Origin of the sequence: Dendronalium sp. ChiSLP03b (genome assembly GCF_034531165.2) — a bacterium.
Taxonomy (GTDB): Bacteria; Cyanobacteriota; Cyanobacteriia; order Cyanobacteriales; family Nostocaceae; genus Dendronalium; species Dendronalium minutum.
On the sequence record NZ_JAVRBR020000011.1, the window covers coordinates 45,637 to 60,872 of the forward strand.

General features: G+C 42.0%; 12 protein-coding genes and 1 pseudogene. 9 read left to right on the plus strand and 4 right to left on the minus strand.

Annotated features, from left to right (window positions below; genetic code table 11):
- Positions 1-3 precede the first annotated feature (3 nt).
- Positions 4-900 carry a bestrophin family protein gene (locus RMY31_RS02070; RefSeq protein WP_322665888.1) on the minus strand — a complete coding sequence of 299 codons (897 nt, stop codon included), beginning with the start codon at positions 898-900 and terminating at the stop codon, positions 4-6.
- Positions 901-1,253: 353 nt separating this feature from the next.
- Here RMY31_RS02070 and RMY31_RS02075 point away from each other — a divergent pair, with 353 nt between their 5' ends.
- A complete protein-coding gene (locus tag RMY31_RS02075) occupies positions 1,254-4,985 on the plus strand; it encodes a hydantoinase B/oxoprolinase family protein (protein ID WP_322665887.1) in 3,732 nt (1,243 codons plus the stop codon).
- Here RMY31_RS02075 and RMY31_RS02080 read toward each other — a convergent pair.
- Both RMY31_RS02080 and mutL read right to left on the minus strand, forming a co-directional pair.
- A complete protein-coding gene (locus RMY31_RS02080; protein ID WP_322665885.1) occupies positions 4,976-6,166 on the minus strand; it encodes an FAD-dependent oxidoreductase in 1,191 nt (396 codons plus the stop codon). The genes RMY31_RS02075 and RMY31_RS02080 overlap by 10 nt on opposite strands.
- Before the next feature lie 231 nt (positions 6,167-6,397).
- A complete protein-coding gene (gene mutL / locus RMY31_RS02085; RefSeq protein WP_322665883.1) occupies positions 6,398-8,143 on the minus strand; it encodes a DNA mismatch repair endonuclease MutL in 1,746 nt (581 codons plus the stop codon).
- 149 nt (positions 8,144-8,292) lie between these two features.
- Here mutL and RMY31_RS02090 point away from each other — a divergent pair, with 149 nt between their 5' ends.
- Positions 8,293-8,628 (plus strand): rhodanese-like domain-containing protein, encoded by a 336-nt coding sequence (locus RMY31_RS02090; protein WP_322665881.1) that lies wholly within the window; start codon positions 8,293-8,295, stop codon positions 8,626-8,628.
- 161 nt (positions 8,629-8,789) lie between these two features.
- Here the strand turns inward: RMY31_RS02090 and RMY31_RS02095 are convergent, their stop codons facing one another.
- Positions 8,790-9,833, minus strand: coding sequence for an adenosine deaminase (locus RMY31_RS02095; RefSeq protein WP_322665879.1), 1,044 nt, complete (start codon positions 9,831-9,833; stop codon positions 8,790-8,792).
- A gap of 733 nt (positions 9,834-10,566) precedes the next feature.
- Here RMY31_RS02095 and RMY31_RS02100 point away from each other — a divergent pair.
- The 7 genes and pseudogenes from RMY31_RS02100 to RMY31_RS02130 all read left to right on the plus strand — a co-directional run bounded on the left by RMY31_RS02100 (position 10,567) and on the right by RMY31_RS02130 (position 14,744).
- Positions 10,567-11,001: an Hsp20/alpha crystallin family protein gene (locus RMY31_RS02100; RefSeq protein WP_322665877.1), complete on the plus strand. Its 435-nt coding sequence runs from the start codon at positions 10,567-10,569 to the stop codon at positions 10,999-11,001.
- A gap of 201 nt (positions 11,002-11,202) precedes the next feature.
- Positions 11,203-12,681: a CoA-acylating methylmalonate-semialdehyde dehydrogenase gene (locus tag RMY31_RS02105; RefSeq protein ID WP_322665875.1), complete on the plus strand. Its 1,479-nt coding sequence runs from the start codon at positions 11,203-11,205 to the stop codon at positions 12,679-12,681.
- Between the two features lie 333 nt (positions 12,682-13,014).
- Complete coding sequence (locus RMY31_RS02110) at positions 13,015-13,155, plus strand: hypothetical protein (RefSeq protein WP_322665873.1); 141 nt, start codon at positions 13,015-13,017, stop codon at positions 13,153-13,155.
- A 15-nt stretch (positions 13,156-13,170) separates the two neighbouring features.
- Positions 13,171-13,314, plus strand: a pseudogene (locus RMY31_RS02115) (pentapeptide repeat-containing protein); the annotation flags it as partial.
- The gene (locus RMY31_RS02120) at positions 13,303-13,950 is read left to right on the plus strand and encodes a pentapeptide repeat-containing protein (protein WP_322665871.1); all 648 of its coding nucleotides are present in this window, start codon (positions 13,303-13,305) and stop codon (positions 13,948-13,950) included. The pseudogene RMY31_RS02115 and the gene RMY31_RS02120, both read left to right, overlap by 12 nt.
- The gene (locus RMY31_RS02125; RefSeq protein ID WP_322665869.1) at positions 13,901-14,110 is read left to right on the plus strand and encodes a hypothetical protein; all 210 of its coding nucleotides are present in this window, start codon (positions 13,901-13,903) and stop codon (positions 14,108-14,110) included. Before RMY31_RS02120 ends, RMY31_RS02125 begins: the two co-directional genes overlap by 50 nt.
- 244 nt (positions 14,111-14,354) lie before the next feature.
- Positions 14,355-14,744: a hypothetical protein gene (locus RMY31_RS02130; RefSeq protein WP_322665867.1), complete on the plus strand. Its 390-nt coding sequence runs from the start codon at positions 14,355-14,357 to the stop codon at positions 14,742-14,744.
- The last annotated feature ends 492 nt before the right edge of the window (positions 14,745-15,236 follow it).

The following is a 15,236-nucleotide window of genomic DNA, read 5'->3' on the forward strand; positions in this document are numbered from 1 at the left end:
CTTTTAATTATAAAATTCAACGCTGGGAGATAAGCTAATTAAATCGTCAATATTGCGCTTCATTGTATTGCAAATTGCATCCAATGGTAAGTCATTAGCATCGTATCCAAAGGGATTTTCTATTTCCAAACCGATGGCTTCAATACCAAACAAAGTAAAACTAATTAATGCCACAACTAAACCTGTCCACCAACCAAGACTCTGCACTACTTGAAAAGGTAACAATACGCAGTACAGTAACAACAATTGCTTGAGATGAATAGAATAGGCTAGCGGCATAGGTGTTTTTAAAATTCGTTCGCAACCACCTAAATTATCCACTAGATTATTTAATAATTCTTGAATAGATGTTAATTGGTAGCTATTTAAGCAATTCCGTATGTACTGCTTTTGCAAGTAATCTCCAATCCAGAAAGCAACCTCTAGAGGAGGATTATTCATACTCTTTAGTTTCGTGTATCTCGAAGCAGACATTAGTTCTTCTAATTCACTATTAACAGGTTCTCCCCGCAGATGCAATTTAGTTGCTACAGCAAAAGCTACCAGCAAACGTAATGTTGCAATTTTATCTTCTCTATCTACTGGAGATTTTTCATCAATAGATACCCAAATTTGTCGTGCTAGATTTCGGACATTATTGACTATAGAACCCCAGCATTTTCTTCCTTCCCAAAAACGTTCGTAAGCAGTATTAGTACGGAATACTAGTAGTAAACCTAAAACAATACTGGGAATAACACTTCCTAAAATAGGTTGAGATACGGGTATTTTTAAATAATGGAGTCCGGCAATCAAAAAGCCGAAAAATCCACACCAGAAAACACGTTGATAAATAGCTGCAATTACTGAACCTCTTAATTGTAAAGCCATTTTAAACCACTGTTTCTTTTCAAATACCATGTAGTTAACCTAAGATAATCTTTATAGTGAACTTTTGACAATTCATAAATAATAACTCTAGAAGTAGCACTGTTAACAACGGTGATTATATGTGAAACTGCCAAGTAAAAACAGGTTGCCTTCTGATTTACTCACATATGTACTGTGTTACTTAGTCATATGGAAATAATGATAGTAGTACAGATATACTCAACAGTTTACAAACTAAGTAATTTTAACTAGAAAATGAGTCATAACGAGTGGTATGTCCCCAATTTTCTCTGGCTACTCTTATAATTTTTTTATCGGGTTTGTTGATTACATGTCTTTAAAGGTAGCGATAATAGCATTTAGCCAGTACTCATAAAGCTGTAATGACTTCTGTTTCTCAATTTAGTAACCTGTGGGAATTTTGGATTGACAGGGGTGGTACGTTCACTGATATTGTGGCGAAGCGCCCTGATGGACAGCTAGTGATTCACAAACTATTGTCGGAAAACCTAGAACGCTACACCGATGCGGCAGTGCAAGGAATTCGAGAAATTTTGGGGATTTCTGATAATGTACTGATTCCAGCAGCTCGAATTGCGGTGGTGAAGATGGGAACTACCGTGGCGACGAATGCACTGCTGGAAAAAAAAGGCGATCGCACTATTTTAGTTATTACTAAAGGATTTCGGGATGCATTGCGAATCGGTTATCAAAACCGTCCCGACATTTTTGCTCGTCAGATTATTTTGCCAGAAATTCTGTATGAGCGGGTAATCGAGGTAGAGGAACGTTACAGCGCCCAAGGAGAGAAGTTAATACCCCTGAATTTGGATGCTGTTCGTCCCCAATTACAAGCGGCATTCGATGATGGGATTCGTTCGTGTGCCATCCTTTTCATGCACGGTTACCGTTATACCGCCCATGAAAAGCAGGTTTCTAACCTAGCACGGAGTATTGGATTTACTCAAGTTTCAGTATCGCATGAAGTTAGCCCATTAATGAAATTAGTTAGTCGGGGCGATACAACTGTTGTTGATGCCTACTTGTCGCCAATTCTGCGGCGATATGTGGATCGAGTAGCTAGTCATCTAGAGGGAAAAACTCCCAATCCCCAGTCCCTAGCGAAGCTGATGTTCATGCAATCTAACGGCGGACTAACTGATGCTGAAAACTTCCAAGGCAAGGACAGCATTTTATCAGGGCCTGCTGGTGGGATTGTGGGGGCAGTCCAGACAAGCCTAATGGCTGGATTTCATAAGATTATCAGCTTTGATATGGGTGGCACGTCTACGGATGTGGCTCATTACAATGGCGAATATGAACGTACCTTTGAAACTGAAGTGGCAGGTGTGTGTCTGCGGACACCGATGATGGCAATTCATACTGTGGCTGCGGGTGGCGGTTCCATTGTGCAATTTGATGGTTCTCGGTATCGAGTGGGGCCAGAGTCAGCAGGGGCAAATCCCGGGCCGGTTTCTTACTCGAAGGGAGGGCCGCTAACGGTGACAGATTGCAATGTGATGGTAGGCAAGTTGCAGCCAGAGTTTTTTCCCCAGGTGTTTGGCCCAAATGCAGATTTGCCGCTTGATGCAGAAGTAGTAAGGCAAAAGTTTACACAATTGACAGCGGAAATTGCAGATAATCGCACGCCCGAAGAGGTGGCAACAGGGTTTTTGGCGATCGCAGTTGATAAAATGGCGAATGCGATTAAAAAAATTTCTCTTCAGCGCGGTTATGATGTGTCAGAGTATACTTTGTGTTGCTTTGGCGGCGCTGGTGGGCAACATGGTTGTTTGATTGCTGATGCTTTGGGGATGAGGCAAGTGTTTATTCATCCCTATGCTGGGGTGTTATCGGCTTATGGTATGGGTTTGGCGGATGTGCGGACGATTCAGGAAAAATCGGTCGAAGGTATCTTGAATGAGGGTTTGTTGTCTGAGTTGGAGTCTGTGTTGGCGGCGTTGGCAACAGAGGGGAAGAGGGAATTGAACTGCGTAGATGCAGAGGATAAGAAGGAAGAAGAAAAGATAGAGATTTATCGCAAGGTGCATTTGAAGTATGAGGGAACGGATGCGCCTTTGATTGTGGATTTTGGCGATGTGGAAATGATGCAGAGTCAGTTTGAAGGATTGCATCGTCAGCGTTATGGATTTATTGCCCCAGAGAAACGGCTGATTGTGGAGGCAGTTTCGGTAGAGGTAGTGGCAAAGCATGATGCGCCACAGGAAACTGTAGTATTACGCAGGGATAATAGTACACCTGTGGCAGTTGCGACTGTGCAGATGTATACAGCTGGTGCATGGCAAAATACACCAGTCTATCAGCGAGATGATTTGCAACCAGGAGATTGTATTTCTGGCCCGGCAATTATTGTGGAAGCAACGGGGACGAATGTTATAGAACCGCATTGGCAAGCCGAATTAACCCCACGCAATCATCTGGTATTAAAGCGGAAAGCTAATTCAGAATCTTTAATCCAAAATCAGCAATCTCAAATCCAAAATCGTCCAGATCCTGTGATGCTAGAAATTTTCAACAATTTGTTTCGAGCGATCGCCGAACAAATGGGCATTACACTACAAAATACCAGTTCTTCAGTAAATATCAAAGAAAGGCTAGATTTTTCTTGTGCTATCTTCGACGGTTCTGGACAATTAGTGGCAAATGCACCTCATATCCCCGTACATCTGGGTTCTATGAGTGAAAGCGTACAAGCGTTGATTGCTGCTTATGGCGACACCATCAAACCCAGAGATGTATTCGTCTCCAATAACCCTTACAATGGCGGTACTCACCTTCCAGATATTACCGTCATCACCCCCGTATTTCCGGACTCCCCACTGCCTTGTACAGACGCGATTAATGAGCCAGCGCGTTGCGGGGGTTCCCCCCGTTGTAGCGACTGGCATCGCGTCTCTCCCTCACCACTTTTTTACGTAGCCTCACGCGGACACCATGCAGACATCGGTGGTATTACTCCAGGTTCGATGCCACCTAACAGTATAAATGTCACAGAAGAAGGAATTTTACTAGATAATTTCCAGTTAGTTGATGCAGGTAAATTCCGCGAACAAGAATTAGTACAGTTGTTGACAAGCGAACCATATCCTGTACGGAATATTAATCAAAATATTGCAGATTTAAAAGCGCAAATTGCTGCAAACGAACGCGGTGTACAAGAACTGCTCAAAATGGTAGAACACTACAGCTTAGAAGCTGTACAAGCTTACATGGGTTTTGTTCAAGATAATGCTGAAGAGTCAGTGCGTCGTGTAATTGAAGTTTTAAAAGATGGCAGTTTCAGTTACGGTTTGGATGATGGCAGTATTATTCAAGTTACAATTACCATTGATAGAGAAAATCGTAGTGCCAAAATTGATTTTACAGGTACTTCATCTCAGCAATTAAATAATTTTAATGCCCCCGCAGCAGTATGTAAAGCCGCAGTTTTGTATGTGTTCCGCACCTTAGTTAATGATGATATTCCTTTGAATGCAGGATGTCTTAAACCTTTAGAAATTATCATTCCCGAAGGCTCTATGCTGAATCCTCGGTATCCTGCGGCCGTTGTAGCGGGAAATGTGGAAACTTCCCAAGCAGTTACTGATACTTTATACGGTGCATTGGGTGTGTTGGCTGCTTCCCAAGGTACAATGAATAATTTTACTTTTGGCAACGAACGCTATCAATATTATGAAACCATTTGCGGTGGTTCGGGTGCAGGTGCGGATTTTGATGGTACAGATGCAGTTCACACTCACATGACAAATTCGCGTCTGACAGATCCAGAAGTATTAGAATGGCGGTTCCCTGTAGTTTTAGAAAGTTTCGCAATTCGTTCTAATAGTGGAGGTAAAGGATATCATCATGGTGGAAATGGAGTGATTCGTCGCTTGCGTTTTTTAGAGAAAATGACAGCGGGAATTCTATCAAATCACCGGATTGTTGAGCCTTTTGGTTTATGTGGTGGTGAAGCGGGGAAAGTAGGGCAAAATTACGTTGAGAGAAGTGATGGAACTGTGGAGGAATTAGAAAGTAAAGCTGTAGTGGAGATGAAGGCTGGTGATGTGTTTGGGATTGAAACTCCTGGTGGTGGGGGTTACGGCTACTCATAAGGCTTGTAGTTCAAAAGCCAATCTTGAAATTCTTCACTGCTCATTTGTGACTGCTCTTGCATTTGCCTAGCAGATGCCTCTTTGTCGGTTTCGTAGTAGCGCATCTCACCTAAAGCACTGCGGGTTTGAATCAGTTGTGTGCGCGGGATACGGCGCTGTTCGTAGCTAGCTAGAGCTTCTTGAATGCTGGATGCTTCAGAAAAGCACAATGCAAGTTCGTACGCGTCTTCAAAAGCGCTATTCGCTCCCTGTCCTAAAGCCGGAGCCATTGGGTGAGCAGCATCACCTAACAAAGCAACTCTTCCTTGACTCCAAAAGTTGAGTGGTAATCTATCGCAAATTGGCCCCTCCAAAATTTGCTCGGCTGGTGTTGCTTCTACAAGTGAGCGCAATGATTCTCCCCAGTCAGCTAATTGATAGAGAACCCGCGATTTGACAAGATCCACATTTTGGGAAAGCTCGCAATCCGATGATAACCTACGATACAGCCACGAAATATACCCGTCTGCGACATTCAGTAGATACATGAATTCTTTATTACCTCTAACAAAACCGAGTTCTCCCGGTTTAAGTATGTCTTGATTACTCTGGATGACAGCACGCCAAGACATACTTCCCAAATAGCGAGGTTTGCCATCTGCAATTAAAACTTCTCTAATTGCAGAATTAATACCATCAGCTCCAATCAACAAATCTGCATTTACCTTTTGTGCTGCATCAAAATATATTTCCACACCACTATCATCTTGTTTAAAATCAATACAACGATGGTTAAGATGAATCACATCATCTGGTAATTGAGATACTAGAACTTGCTGCAAATGCCACCACCAAATAGTGACTAATGGTTGACCATATTTATCTTGATACCTGGTTGCTGGGTTAGTGCGGATTGTTTCACCTTGAGTATTTTTTAAAATGCTTGTGTTCACCTCACAACCAGAATTTCTAATATTTTTGACTATTTCAGGTTCGATCGCATTCAGACAGTTCAAGCCATTTGGCATTAAACCGAGACCACCGCCCACTGGGCGAAAATCTTGTGCTTTTTCGTACACTTGCACGTCGTATCCCAATTTCCGCAGTGCTACAGCAACAGCTAAACCCCCAAGTCCAGCACCAATAATTGCAACTTTTTCTATGAGTGGTTTGGATAATTTTTCAATTTGAGGTATTTTCATACTTAATTTTCAGGCGAGTATTTAAAAGCCAATACAGTTCAGTTGAACATTTTCTTTCTTCCCTTTCTTCTCTCTGCGTCCTTGGCGTTCTTGGCGGTACCCTGCGAAAAGCCGCAGAAGCGTCTACGTTAAAAAATTTAACTTTGACAAAGAGTTTTAGCCTTAACTGAACCGTATTGATTTAAAAGCCATAAATAGTGTTGACTTTTTGCATTTTTGTACGAGATAAAATCAAATCCCGTGACTTTTACCAATCACCCAATTACGTCGAAAAAACCGAGCTAAAGCTGACTCTTCTAATGATAAATAAATCGGTCGTCCGTGGGGACAGGTACGGGGGTTGCGAGTACGTTGCCAGTCATCTAAAAGTGTTTGCATTTCTGGCAAGTTCATCGGTGTACCGTTACGAATGGCACTACGACAAGCAACGGCGACTTGAGCTGTTTGTAAGTCGCCTCCCCAACTAAGTTCTAAAATCGCTTCTGCACAATCTTCTCGCTGCTGCAACATTGCGGGTATATTACGAACAGCCCAGAGTTGTTCGCCAAAGGGTTCGATATCTAAACTGATGCGTTGCAATTGGGAAACTTGGGCTGGCGACAGTTGATAAAGAATAATTGCTGGTTCCACGGAAACGAGTTGCCAACGATCGCATAATTGTTCGTATAAAACTCGCTCGTGAGCAATGTGCTGTTCTATTAACCACATTCCTCCAGGATGTTCGGCAACAATATAAGTATTACTCACTTGCGCTACAGCCTTTAAGGAGTGAGGAGAGACGCGATTAATCGCGTCTGTACAGGAGTTAGGAGTTTTGTTATCCTCATTAGGATTTTGTGGTTTGAAGTTATAGTTACCCTTTTGTTCTGCTGCTTTGAGGAGTTTAGTTACTCGTGTTGTGTGGACAGATTCTTTCAGATTGGCGGCAGAAATTCGCAGTGCTTGGTTAATTGCTTGGGTAATTTGTTCTTGCCAGTAAGTTAGTTCGTTGAGGTAAACTTCTGTTTTTGCAGGATTGCGATTCCAGTTAATTTGGTCGGGGGAAATGACAAGATGCAGAAAACAAACTGGATAGCGATCGCGTGGTAATGTTCTGTGAAATGCTGCAAGAATTGTTTGCTCTAGTTCTGGTGATTTTATCATCCGTCTATTTATAGCCACTCGCACCCAATCTGGACGACGACGATGGCAACGGTCTGGTAATCCTACCACCAAAGAGAGTGCTGAGTTAGGAGTACAGACGCGATTAATCGCGTCTGTACAAGGGAGTACTGAGTTGGCAGGGTTGGGTACTTCGAGTTTTACCTCTTGCAAGTCGCCTTGTCGGATTTGAGGCAAGATTTGGGGCAACAGTTTTCCGACTGTGGCAGCGGGATAGATGGTTAACCATTGACGATCGTTTTGCCAAACTTGCCAAGTCACATGGGGATGACAGAGGGCAATTTGTTGAATTGCCGCTTGCACGGCTTTCATTTGCTGTGCTGTTGTTGGTAAACCCTGACGACGAGATGCACAATTGGCAAATAAATTAGAGACTGTGACAACTGTACCAGGAGCGATCGCAGTTGGTTCTACTTGTACAGCTTTGCCGCCATCACCATAGACAACTCGCCATCCTACCTTGCCACTCGCTGGACGACTCAAAATTTCCAACTCTGCCAAAGTCGTTAAGCTGTGTAATGCCTCACCACGAAAACCCAAACTGTTGATTTTCCATAAATCGTCACTAGAGCGAATTTTACTAGTACTGTGGGCTGTAGCTGCTTGTTGCAAGTCATCTATGTTCATCCCGCAGCCGTTATCTGCAACACGGATGCGCCATTGCTGCGGCCATAAAGAAACCACAATTCGCGTTGCACCTGCATCCAGGGAATTTTCTACTAATTCCCGCACTACAGATGCTAAAGAGTCTATTACCTCTCCAGCTGTAATGAGATAGACGACTTCTGTCGGTAAAGCTTGAATAGTAGATGCCATAAGTTACAGTGTAGGCGAGCAGCCAACCACTGAATAGAATAAGCAATTTTATTGACAGTTCAATAGAAATTTTTATTAATTGTAAAGAAAGCTCAATTAAAAGATGATTTTTGATAGATTGCTCTTAAAGTACCAAGCAGGAAATGCTTATGAGTGTTAATTTAGCAGCTGATGCACACGAGCTAAAATCACGTCTGCAATGGGGTCAACCAAATTTTACAATTATTGATGTGCGCGATCGCCCCACTTACAATCACGGTCATATTAGCGGGGCAATAACTATCCCATTGGACGATTTGGTAACTCGTGCTAAATCTTCTTTGCACGCGGAACGCCATATCTACGTTTATGGCGAAAATGACGAACAAACAGCCCAAGCTGCTAAACTATTGCAAGATTCTGGGTTTGCTGAGGTAGCTGAAATCAATGGGGGTTTTGCTGCCTGGAAGTCAGCTGGTGGCGCTATAGAAGGTTTGAGCACATAAACCTTACCCAGATATAATATTTCGGGTTTATTGATTAACTATGTTTGTTGTTGTGTACTGCACAGTGTGCAGTACAGTTTTTTCTAGGTAATCAGAAAAATTCATTGGTTAGAAAATGAACGTTTCATCACTCTATTGTGTTACCACACAGAGGTAATTGATTAATCTTTAATCGCCATAACCTTGGGAGTGCCAGGTTTTAGCAAGCCGTTTAAAAGTGATGCAGGACGTTGACTGTAAGGCCAAGCAAAAGCATGGCGAAAAGCTGCATCTTGACAAGCTTGCAATTGTTCAAAGCTAATAATGTCGTAAGTCAAGAGATTTTCATACTCAAACGGTAGACGTACGTTGTGTAAGCCAGCATTATCGGTGCAAATAGCGATATCAACCCCAGCATCAAAACAACGGTCAAAAACTAATTTGAGTTGACGAATATCCTCTAAAGTGCCAGTTTTCAGATAAGTTGTGGGACAAACTTCCAAACACTGCCCGCGTTTAGCCACATCCTGAAGTAACTCTGGAGACAACAAGGGAATTTGGATGCCGTGACCAATCCGCATCAGATAGGGTAACAGTTGGGGATAACAACCGGCAGTGGTTTCATATAAATGTCCTGTGGTGTTAACGCCTTGCGATCGCGCATAATCGTACAATTTAATCCATTCTTCCATGCGATCGGCATAGTAACTATCACCACCCGCTACATCTATACCACAGACGTACTGCTTATTCTGCACTGCCAAGTCAACAATTGCCCGATTTACCTCATAGGGTAAGCGCGAGTGCATACAAAGAATTTGGCTAGTAACAATTGGATATTCTGATAGGTGACTCGCTTTTCCTACTACCTCTACAATTTCCGCCATCTTATCAATTCTCCCGGATTGACTCAGATGTTCGGGTGTCCGCAAATAGGGAGTGTAGCGCAGTTCTAGATAAGCTAAATTTTCAAAAATATAAGCACCCCGTACCAAGCGGTAGATAAAGTAAGGCAACGTCTCCACAGTTTGCACGCTTTCTACTAAAGTGTGCAATTCCAGGTACTCATCTAGGGTGTTGCGCGGTCGCGTGTAAAAGTCTTCAAATTCTGAATAGTCAGCAAAGCCAGAAATCAACTCAGACGAATGTCGCTCAAAATATCGCCATAAAACGCGAGGTACAACCGAACCGCCTAGATGCCGATGCAATTCAGCATATAAAGTCATAGTGGTAATTTTAGGGAAAAATTTCAATAATTGTAACAAAAACATCAGCAGAAAAAATCTATGCCCGAAGGAAGATTGTGTAAAGTTACTGTTAATTAATGTTGTTGAAGATGAGTTACAAGCCGCGCTGAATGCTGTCTACAACGAAGCTAGTTATAATTGATCGATGATTATATCTAATCGCCGTTTCCACTACCATTGAGTTAAATCAATAATATAAATCTCCTGTCTTGGTTTTATACAAGTATTACAATTATCGAGCCTAACCAGGATTGTGCGGGGTGCATCCCCGTTTTTATTTCTCAATGAGAGAATAAATGTCATCGCGTTCGCGTAGCGTCTCGTACAGAGGAGGAACGACGTAGCAATCGCATGAACTCGCTCGTAGTTGGAGGATTTTGCGATTGCTTCGCTTCTCCTGTCGGAGACGATGCGCGTAGCTTGCTTCCCCACAGGGGTACGAGACGCTAACGCTAACGCTCGCAATGACATGCAAAAAAGTGGGGTGCTCCCGATTGTGCGTCTGTAAAATTTATATAAGTTGGGTTTACCCTATCTGAAATATTCGTATTTTTACTACCTTTAATTAGGCTGTAATTGTTGTGCGGTTATCATCAAACTCGGAGTGAGATTAACCGTATTTTCAGCAATAAAAATAATCTCTACTATAGTAATCAAAGCGATGATTAAGTTCTAAATCAAGTAAATAAAGAGTTACGAGTTGGAGAGAAATATGACTTTAGTACGCTACAATCCTTGGCAAGAATTGAACGCACTGCAACGTCAAATCGACCGAGTATTTGAAGATTTTCCAGCACCCATTTCTGCTAAAGTTCCAGCAGCTGAACTGCACGAAACTGAGGAAGCGATACATCTGAAGCTAGAACTCCCTGGTGTTGAAGCTAAGGATTTAGATATCGAAGTCACCAATAATGCAGTTAAGGTGGTTGCCGAACGGAAATCTGAAACCAAAACTGAAGATAACGGCAGAACCAGAAGTGAATTTTACTACGGTAAGTTCCAACGAGTAATCCCTCTATCTGCCCGGATTCAAAACACTGACGTTAAGGCTGAATACAAAGATGGGATTTTGAATTTAACCCTGCCTAAAACTGAAGCCGAAAAAAACAAGGTAGTCAAGGTCAATTTGCAGCAACCTGCGGTATAAAGAGTTTATCTTCTGCGAAAAATCCGCTAAATTCTTGACATGAAATTAAGCCTGATTGATATACTTCAATCAGGCATTTTTTATAAATTTATAATTGATGCAGTTAACATATTTGCAATAGACAAATGCAATTAGTGTGTCAGAATGAACGGCTAATATAGTCATATTGCTGCATCTACATTTTATAATGACACTACCTTTATGAACGCGATTCCTATTTTACCCAATTACATCAATGGTCACTGGTGTGCGTCTAATACTACAGAATACTTAGAAGTTTTCAACCCAGCTACAGCAGAATTACTAGCTCAAGTGCCTCTATCAACAGTATCTGAGTTAAATCAAGCCGCAGAAGCAGCGGCAGCAGCTTTTATTACTTGGCGACGCACTCCTCCTACTGAACGAGTCCAGTATTTATTTAAACTCAAGAATTTGCTGGAAGAACATTTTCAAGATCTGGCTCGCACAATCACGCAAGAATGTGGTAAGACTTTGGCTGAGTCGCAGGGTGAAATGCGCCGCGCTATTGAAAATGTGGAAGTCGCCTGTGGCATCCCCATGATGATGCAGGGAACTAACTCGGAAGATATTGCCAAAGGTATTGATGAGATGATGATTCGCCAACCTCTGGGAGTGGCGGCAGTGATTTGCCCTTTCAACTTTCCGGGGATGATTCCCTTTTGGTTTTTACCTTATGCGATCGCCTGCGGTAATACATATATTGTCAAGCCTTCAGAAAAAGTGCCGCTGACGATGCAAAAAATTTTCCAATTACTAGAAAAAACTGGGTTGCCTAAAGGAGTTGTTAATTTAGTTAACGGTGCTAAAGAAGTTGTAGATGCAATTTTAGAACACCCCAAAATTCGAGCCATTAGTTTTGTCGGTTCCACACCAGTAGCTAAATATATATATAGTCGGGGGGCGGCGAATGGCAAACGAGTGCAATGTCAAGGGGGCGCGAAAAATCCGATTATCGTTTTGCCGGATGCAGATATAGAAATGACTACCCGCATCGCTGCTGACAGTGCCTTTGGTTGTGCGGGACAGCGCTGTTTAGCCGCCTCAATTGCTGTCACAGTCGGGGAAGCACGTCACATATTTACAGAAGCGATCGCGGAAACTGCAAAAAAACGAGTTGTGGGTAATGGTTTAGACCAAGGCGTAGAAATGGGGCCTGTAATCACAACCCAAAGCAAAGCACGGATTGAAGAATTAATTCAAAAAGGGGCAGATGAAGGTGCAAATTTGTTGGTAGATGGGCGGAATCCCAATATTGCTAATTATAAAAATGGTAATTTTATCCGACCAACGATTTTACAAAACGTCGAACCAGCTGGGGAAATTGCCCGCACAGAAATTTTCGGTCCGGTGCTGAGTTTAATACATTTAGATAGTATTGATGATGCGATCGCCTTAGTTAATAGCGGTCAATATGGCAACATGGCTTGTTTGTTTACCAGCAGTGGCGCAGCAGCCCGTAAATTCCGCTACGAAGCACAGGCAGGTAATATCGGTATCAACATTGGTGTTGCTGCACCAATGGCATTTTTTCCCTTTAGTGGCTGGAAAGAAAGCTTTTTTGGTGACTTGCACGGGCAAAGCAATCACGCAGTAGAGTTTTTTACCCAAACCAAAGTAATTGTGGAACGCTGGCCCAGTCAGTGGTCGCGTCAATTTTAAACTGGATAATAATCAGTAAATTAATCATTTATCAAGTTCGGTAAATTACTTATAAAAAGTTATTGCGTTGGCGGAACGCCTTCCCGTAGGGTACGTAACGAAGTCAAGCGAGGCAATCGTAGGGGCCTTGTGATTGCTTCGCTTCTCCTAAGGGAGACGCTGCGCGAACGCTCGCAATTGACAAGTATTTAGCCGAACATAATGTAAGATCCCCGTTGTTTAATAATCTGTCTCATCCGGAAAAATTGCATATTTTGTAATACTTACAAGTCAAACTCTAGCTTGCTTAAACTCGGTTATAACTGAAGACAGTTTAAGAATGCATGATGGAATATGAGGTTAGGAATTTTTGCATTTGCTGTTGTTAGTATATTTGCGATCGCTACCGAGGTAAGAGCAGCTTCCCCCGCACAAGTCAAACAATTACTATCAACTCAACAATGTGTTGGATGCAATCTAAGAAATGCTCAATGAAATAATGCTAATTTAGATAACTTCAATCTAGAAAATGCTGATTTAAGGGGCGCTCAGTTAAAAAAAGCTAGATTAAATGCAGCTAACCTTTTAGGTACGAACCTTAGTAAAACCAATCTCAGCAATGCTGGAGTTGGTAGCGCAATTTTGTTAGGAGCTAATCTGAGTAATGCTAATCTCAAAGGTGCTGCTTTAAATCAAGCCGATTTACGAGATGCAAATTTGAGTAATGCTAATCTCAGCGATGCAATTTTGAATTTTGCTAACTTGCTGGATTCAAATCGGAAAAATACTAATTTCACAAATGTCAAATTGAATGATGTCAACTTAGATGGCATTCATTATCAAGGTGCGTTAAAAACTAAACAGATGTTAGCAGCTAGACAAAGATTATTGACCACTAAACGATGTCCGGGATTTGACTTGAACGGTGTTAACTTAATTGGTGCTGACTTGCGTGGCGTTAATCTCAGTGGTGCTGTTTTGAATAATGCCAGCTTGCGAGATGCCAATTTTCAAGGTGCAAATCTCAAAGGCGCTGAGTTGTATGTAACTAATTTAATTAATGCCAACCTGAGTAATGCTAACTTAAGTCAAAGCACTCTAAATCGTGCTTTTTTGATGAAAGCTAATGTTCGAGATGCCAATCTGCAAGAAACTCAGCAATTAGAAACTAATTTGAATGGCGCTATTTTAGATTCTAGTTATAAAAGTCAAGCGCAAACAAATAGCACAAGCCTAGAAAATGATATCGCCAAATGTAGCGATCGCCCCAGATGGACAATTGCTTGCTAGTGGCAGCGATGACAGATTCATTAAAATTTGGGATTTGAAAATTAAACAAGAAATTGGTAGCTTTTATGATGCCGGGCCTGTTTGGGCGATCGCCATTACTCCAGATGGGCAGACTTTTGTCAGTAATAGTTCATGGGGAGGAATCGAAGTTTGGTGCTGATAAAGTGCTGAGCAGGGTAGGCAAGGGGAGCAGGGATAGATAACTCTTGTACAGACGCGTAGACGCTCGTAAGAGCGGCTTCTCGTAAGAGTATAATCGCGTCTGTACTCAGCACTCATTGGGCACTTAGGTAAACTTCAATGCGTCACAATTAGTCATCATCAACCAAACCTAATTAACAGCAATGCTGAAGGTTAGTTATGACAAAACGATTAAAATTTGACAAATAACGTCCGAGGAAAGCATGAAAAGAGCGGTTATTGCCAAAACACTCATCGCATCAATAGGTTTATTAGCTTTATTTGCCCCAAGTCAGGCCTCCGCTCAACTTATACCACAACCGTGGGTTTCGGTCGGCGGGAAAGATGGCGATACAACCTATGCAGTGGGAGTTAGAGCTTTCAATTTAGGGGTTGAAGTCGGAAGGGGACCAGATGATTCTACCGGAGTCGATGTTCTGAAATTTCTGAGTTTGCCAGTGGTTTCACCTTATGTAGGACTAGGATATTATTCAGAAGATAAAGGTCTTGCTGTTTCAGGCGGTGTTCAGGTAGGTGCTACAGACAACGTTTTTGTAGGTGCTGGTTACAACTCTGTTCGAGGATTCAACGGTCAACTGGGCATAAGATTCTAATTATTATCAAACAGCTACAGTCAATGAGTTATTGAGTAGGGGCACAGCAACAGTTATATTTAGCAAAATTTCCGCAAAAAATCCCCCAAATTTGATTTTTTGCGTTTTTTGCATCTATCTTGCAGCAACAGCTTTATCGAATGCGTTTTTATCCTCAGTTCATTCTTTTAGGTTGACTGAGGTCTTTTATTTTCTAGAACAATGTTAATCTCATCTCGAAGATTTTTAGAGGTTGTTTGAAAAGTGTTTTGCTGTGATTTTAGGCACTTATTGATCCCCCCTAGCCCTCCTTAAAAAGGGCTACTGTGTACACACAAGTCGGAAAACTTTACCCGCCTTCATTTTTGTTTGGTAGTGGCGTGTCAAGGCTAAAGTAGTGCAATAGAAAAATTCGATTATGTGTCTAAACTTCAATTTTTCAGAGATTTTTAATGCAACATTTTAGCCTTGCCATGCCACTACTGGCATGGCAAGGCTAAAATAGTGCAATAA

Coding starts and splice junctions, on each gene's coding strand:
- RMY31_RS02105 (WP_322665875.1), top strand. CDS start 11,203: ATGAACGCGATTCCTATTTTACCCAATTACATCAATGGTCACTGGTGT.
- RMY31_RS02095 (WP_322665879.1), bottom strand. CDS start 9,833: ATGACTTTATATGCTGAATTGCATCGGCATCTAGGCGGTTCGGTTGTA.
- RMY31_RS02100 (WP_322665877.1), top strand. CDS start 10,567: ATGACTTTAGTACGCTACAATCCTTGGCAAGAATTGAACGCACTGCAA.
- RMY31_RS02110 (WP_322665873.1), top strand. CDS start 13,015: ATGAGGTTAGGAATTTTTGCATTTGCTGTTGTTAGTATATTTGCGATC.
- RMY31_RS02090 (WP_322665881.1), top strand. CDS start 8,293: ATGAGTGTTAATTTAGCAGCTGATGCACACGAGCTAAAATCACGTCTG.
- RMY31_RS02130 (WP_322665867.1), top strand. CDS start 14,355: ATGAAAAGAGCGGTTATTGCCAAAACACTCATCGCATCAATAGGTTTA.
- RMY31_RS02080 (WP_322665885.1), bottom strand. CDS start 6,166: ATGAAAATACCTCAAATTGAAAAATTATCCAAACCACTCATAGAAAAA.
- mutL (WP_322665883.1), bottom strand. CDS start 8,143: ATGGCATCTACTATTCAAGCTTTACCGACAGAAGTCGTCTATCTCATT.
- RMY31_RS02075 (WP_322665887.1), top strand. CDS start 1,254: ATGACTTCTGTTTCTCAATTTAGTAACCTGTGGGAATTTTGGATTGAC.
- RMY31_RS02125 (WP_322665869.1), top strand. CDS start 13,901: ATGATATCGCCAAATGTAGCGATCGCCCCAGATGGACAATTGCTTGCT.
- RMY31_RS02070 (WP_322665888.1), bottom strand. CDS start 900: ATGGTATTTGAAAAGAAACAGTGGTTTAAAATGGCTTTACAATTAAGA.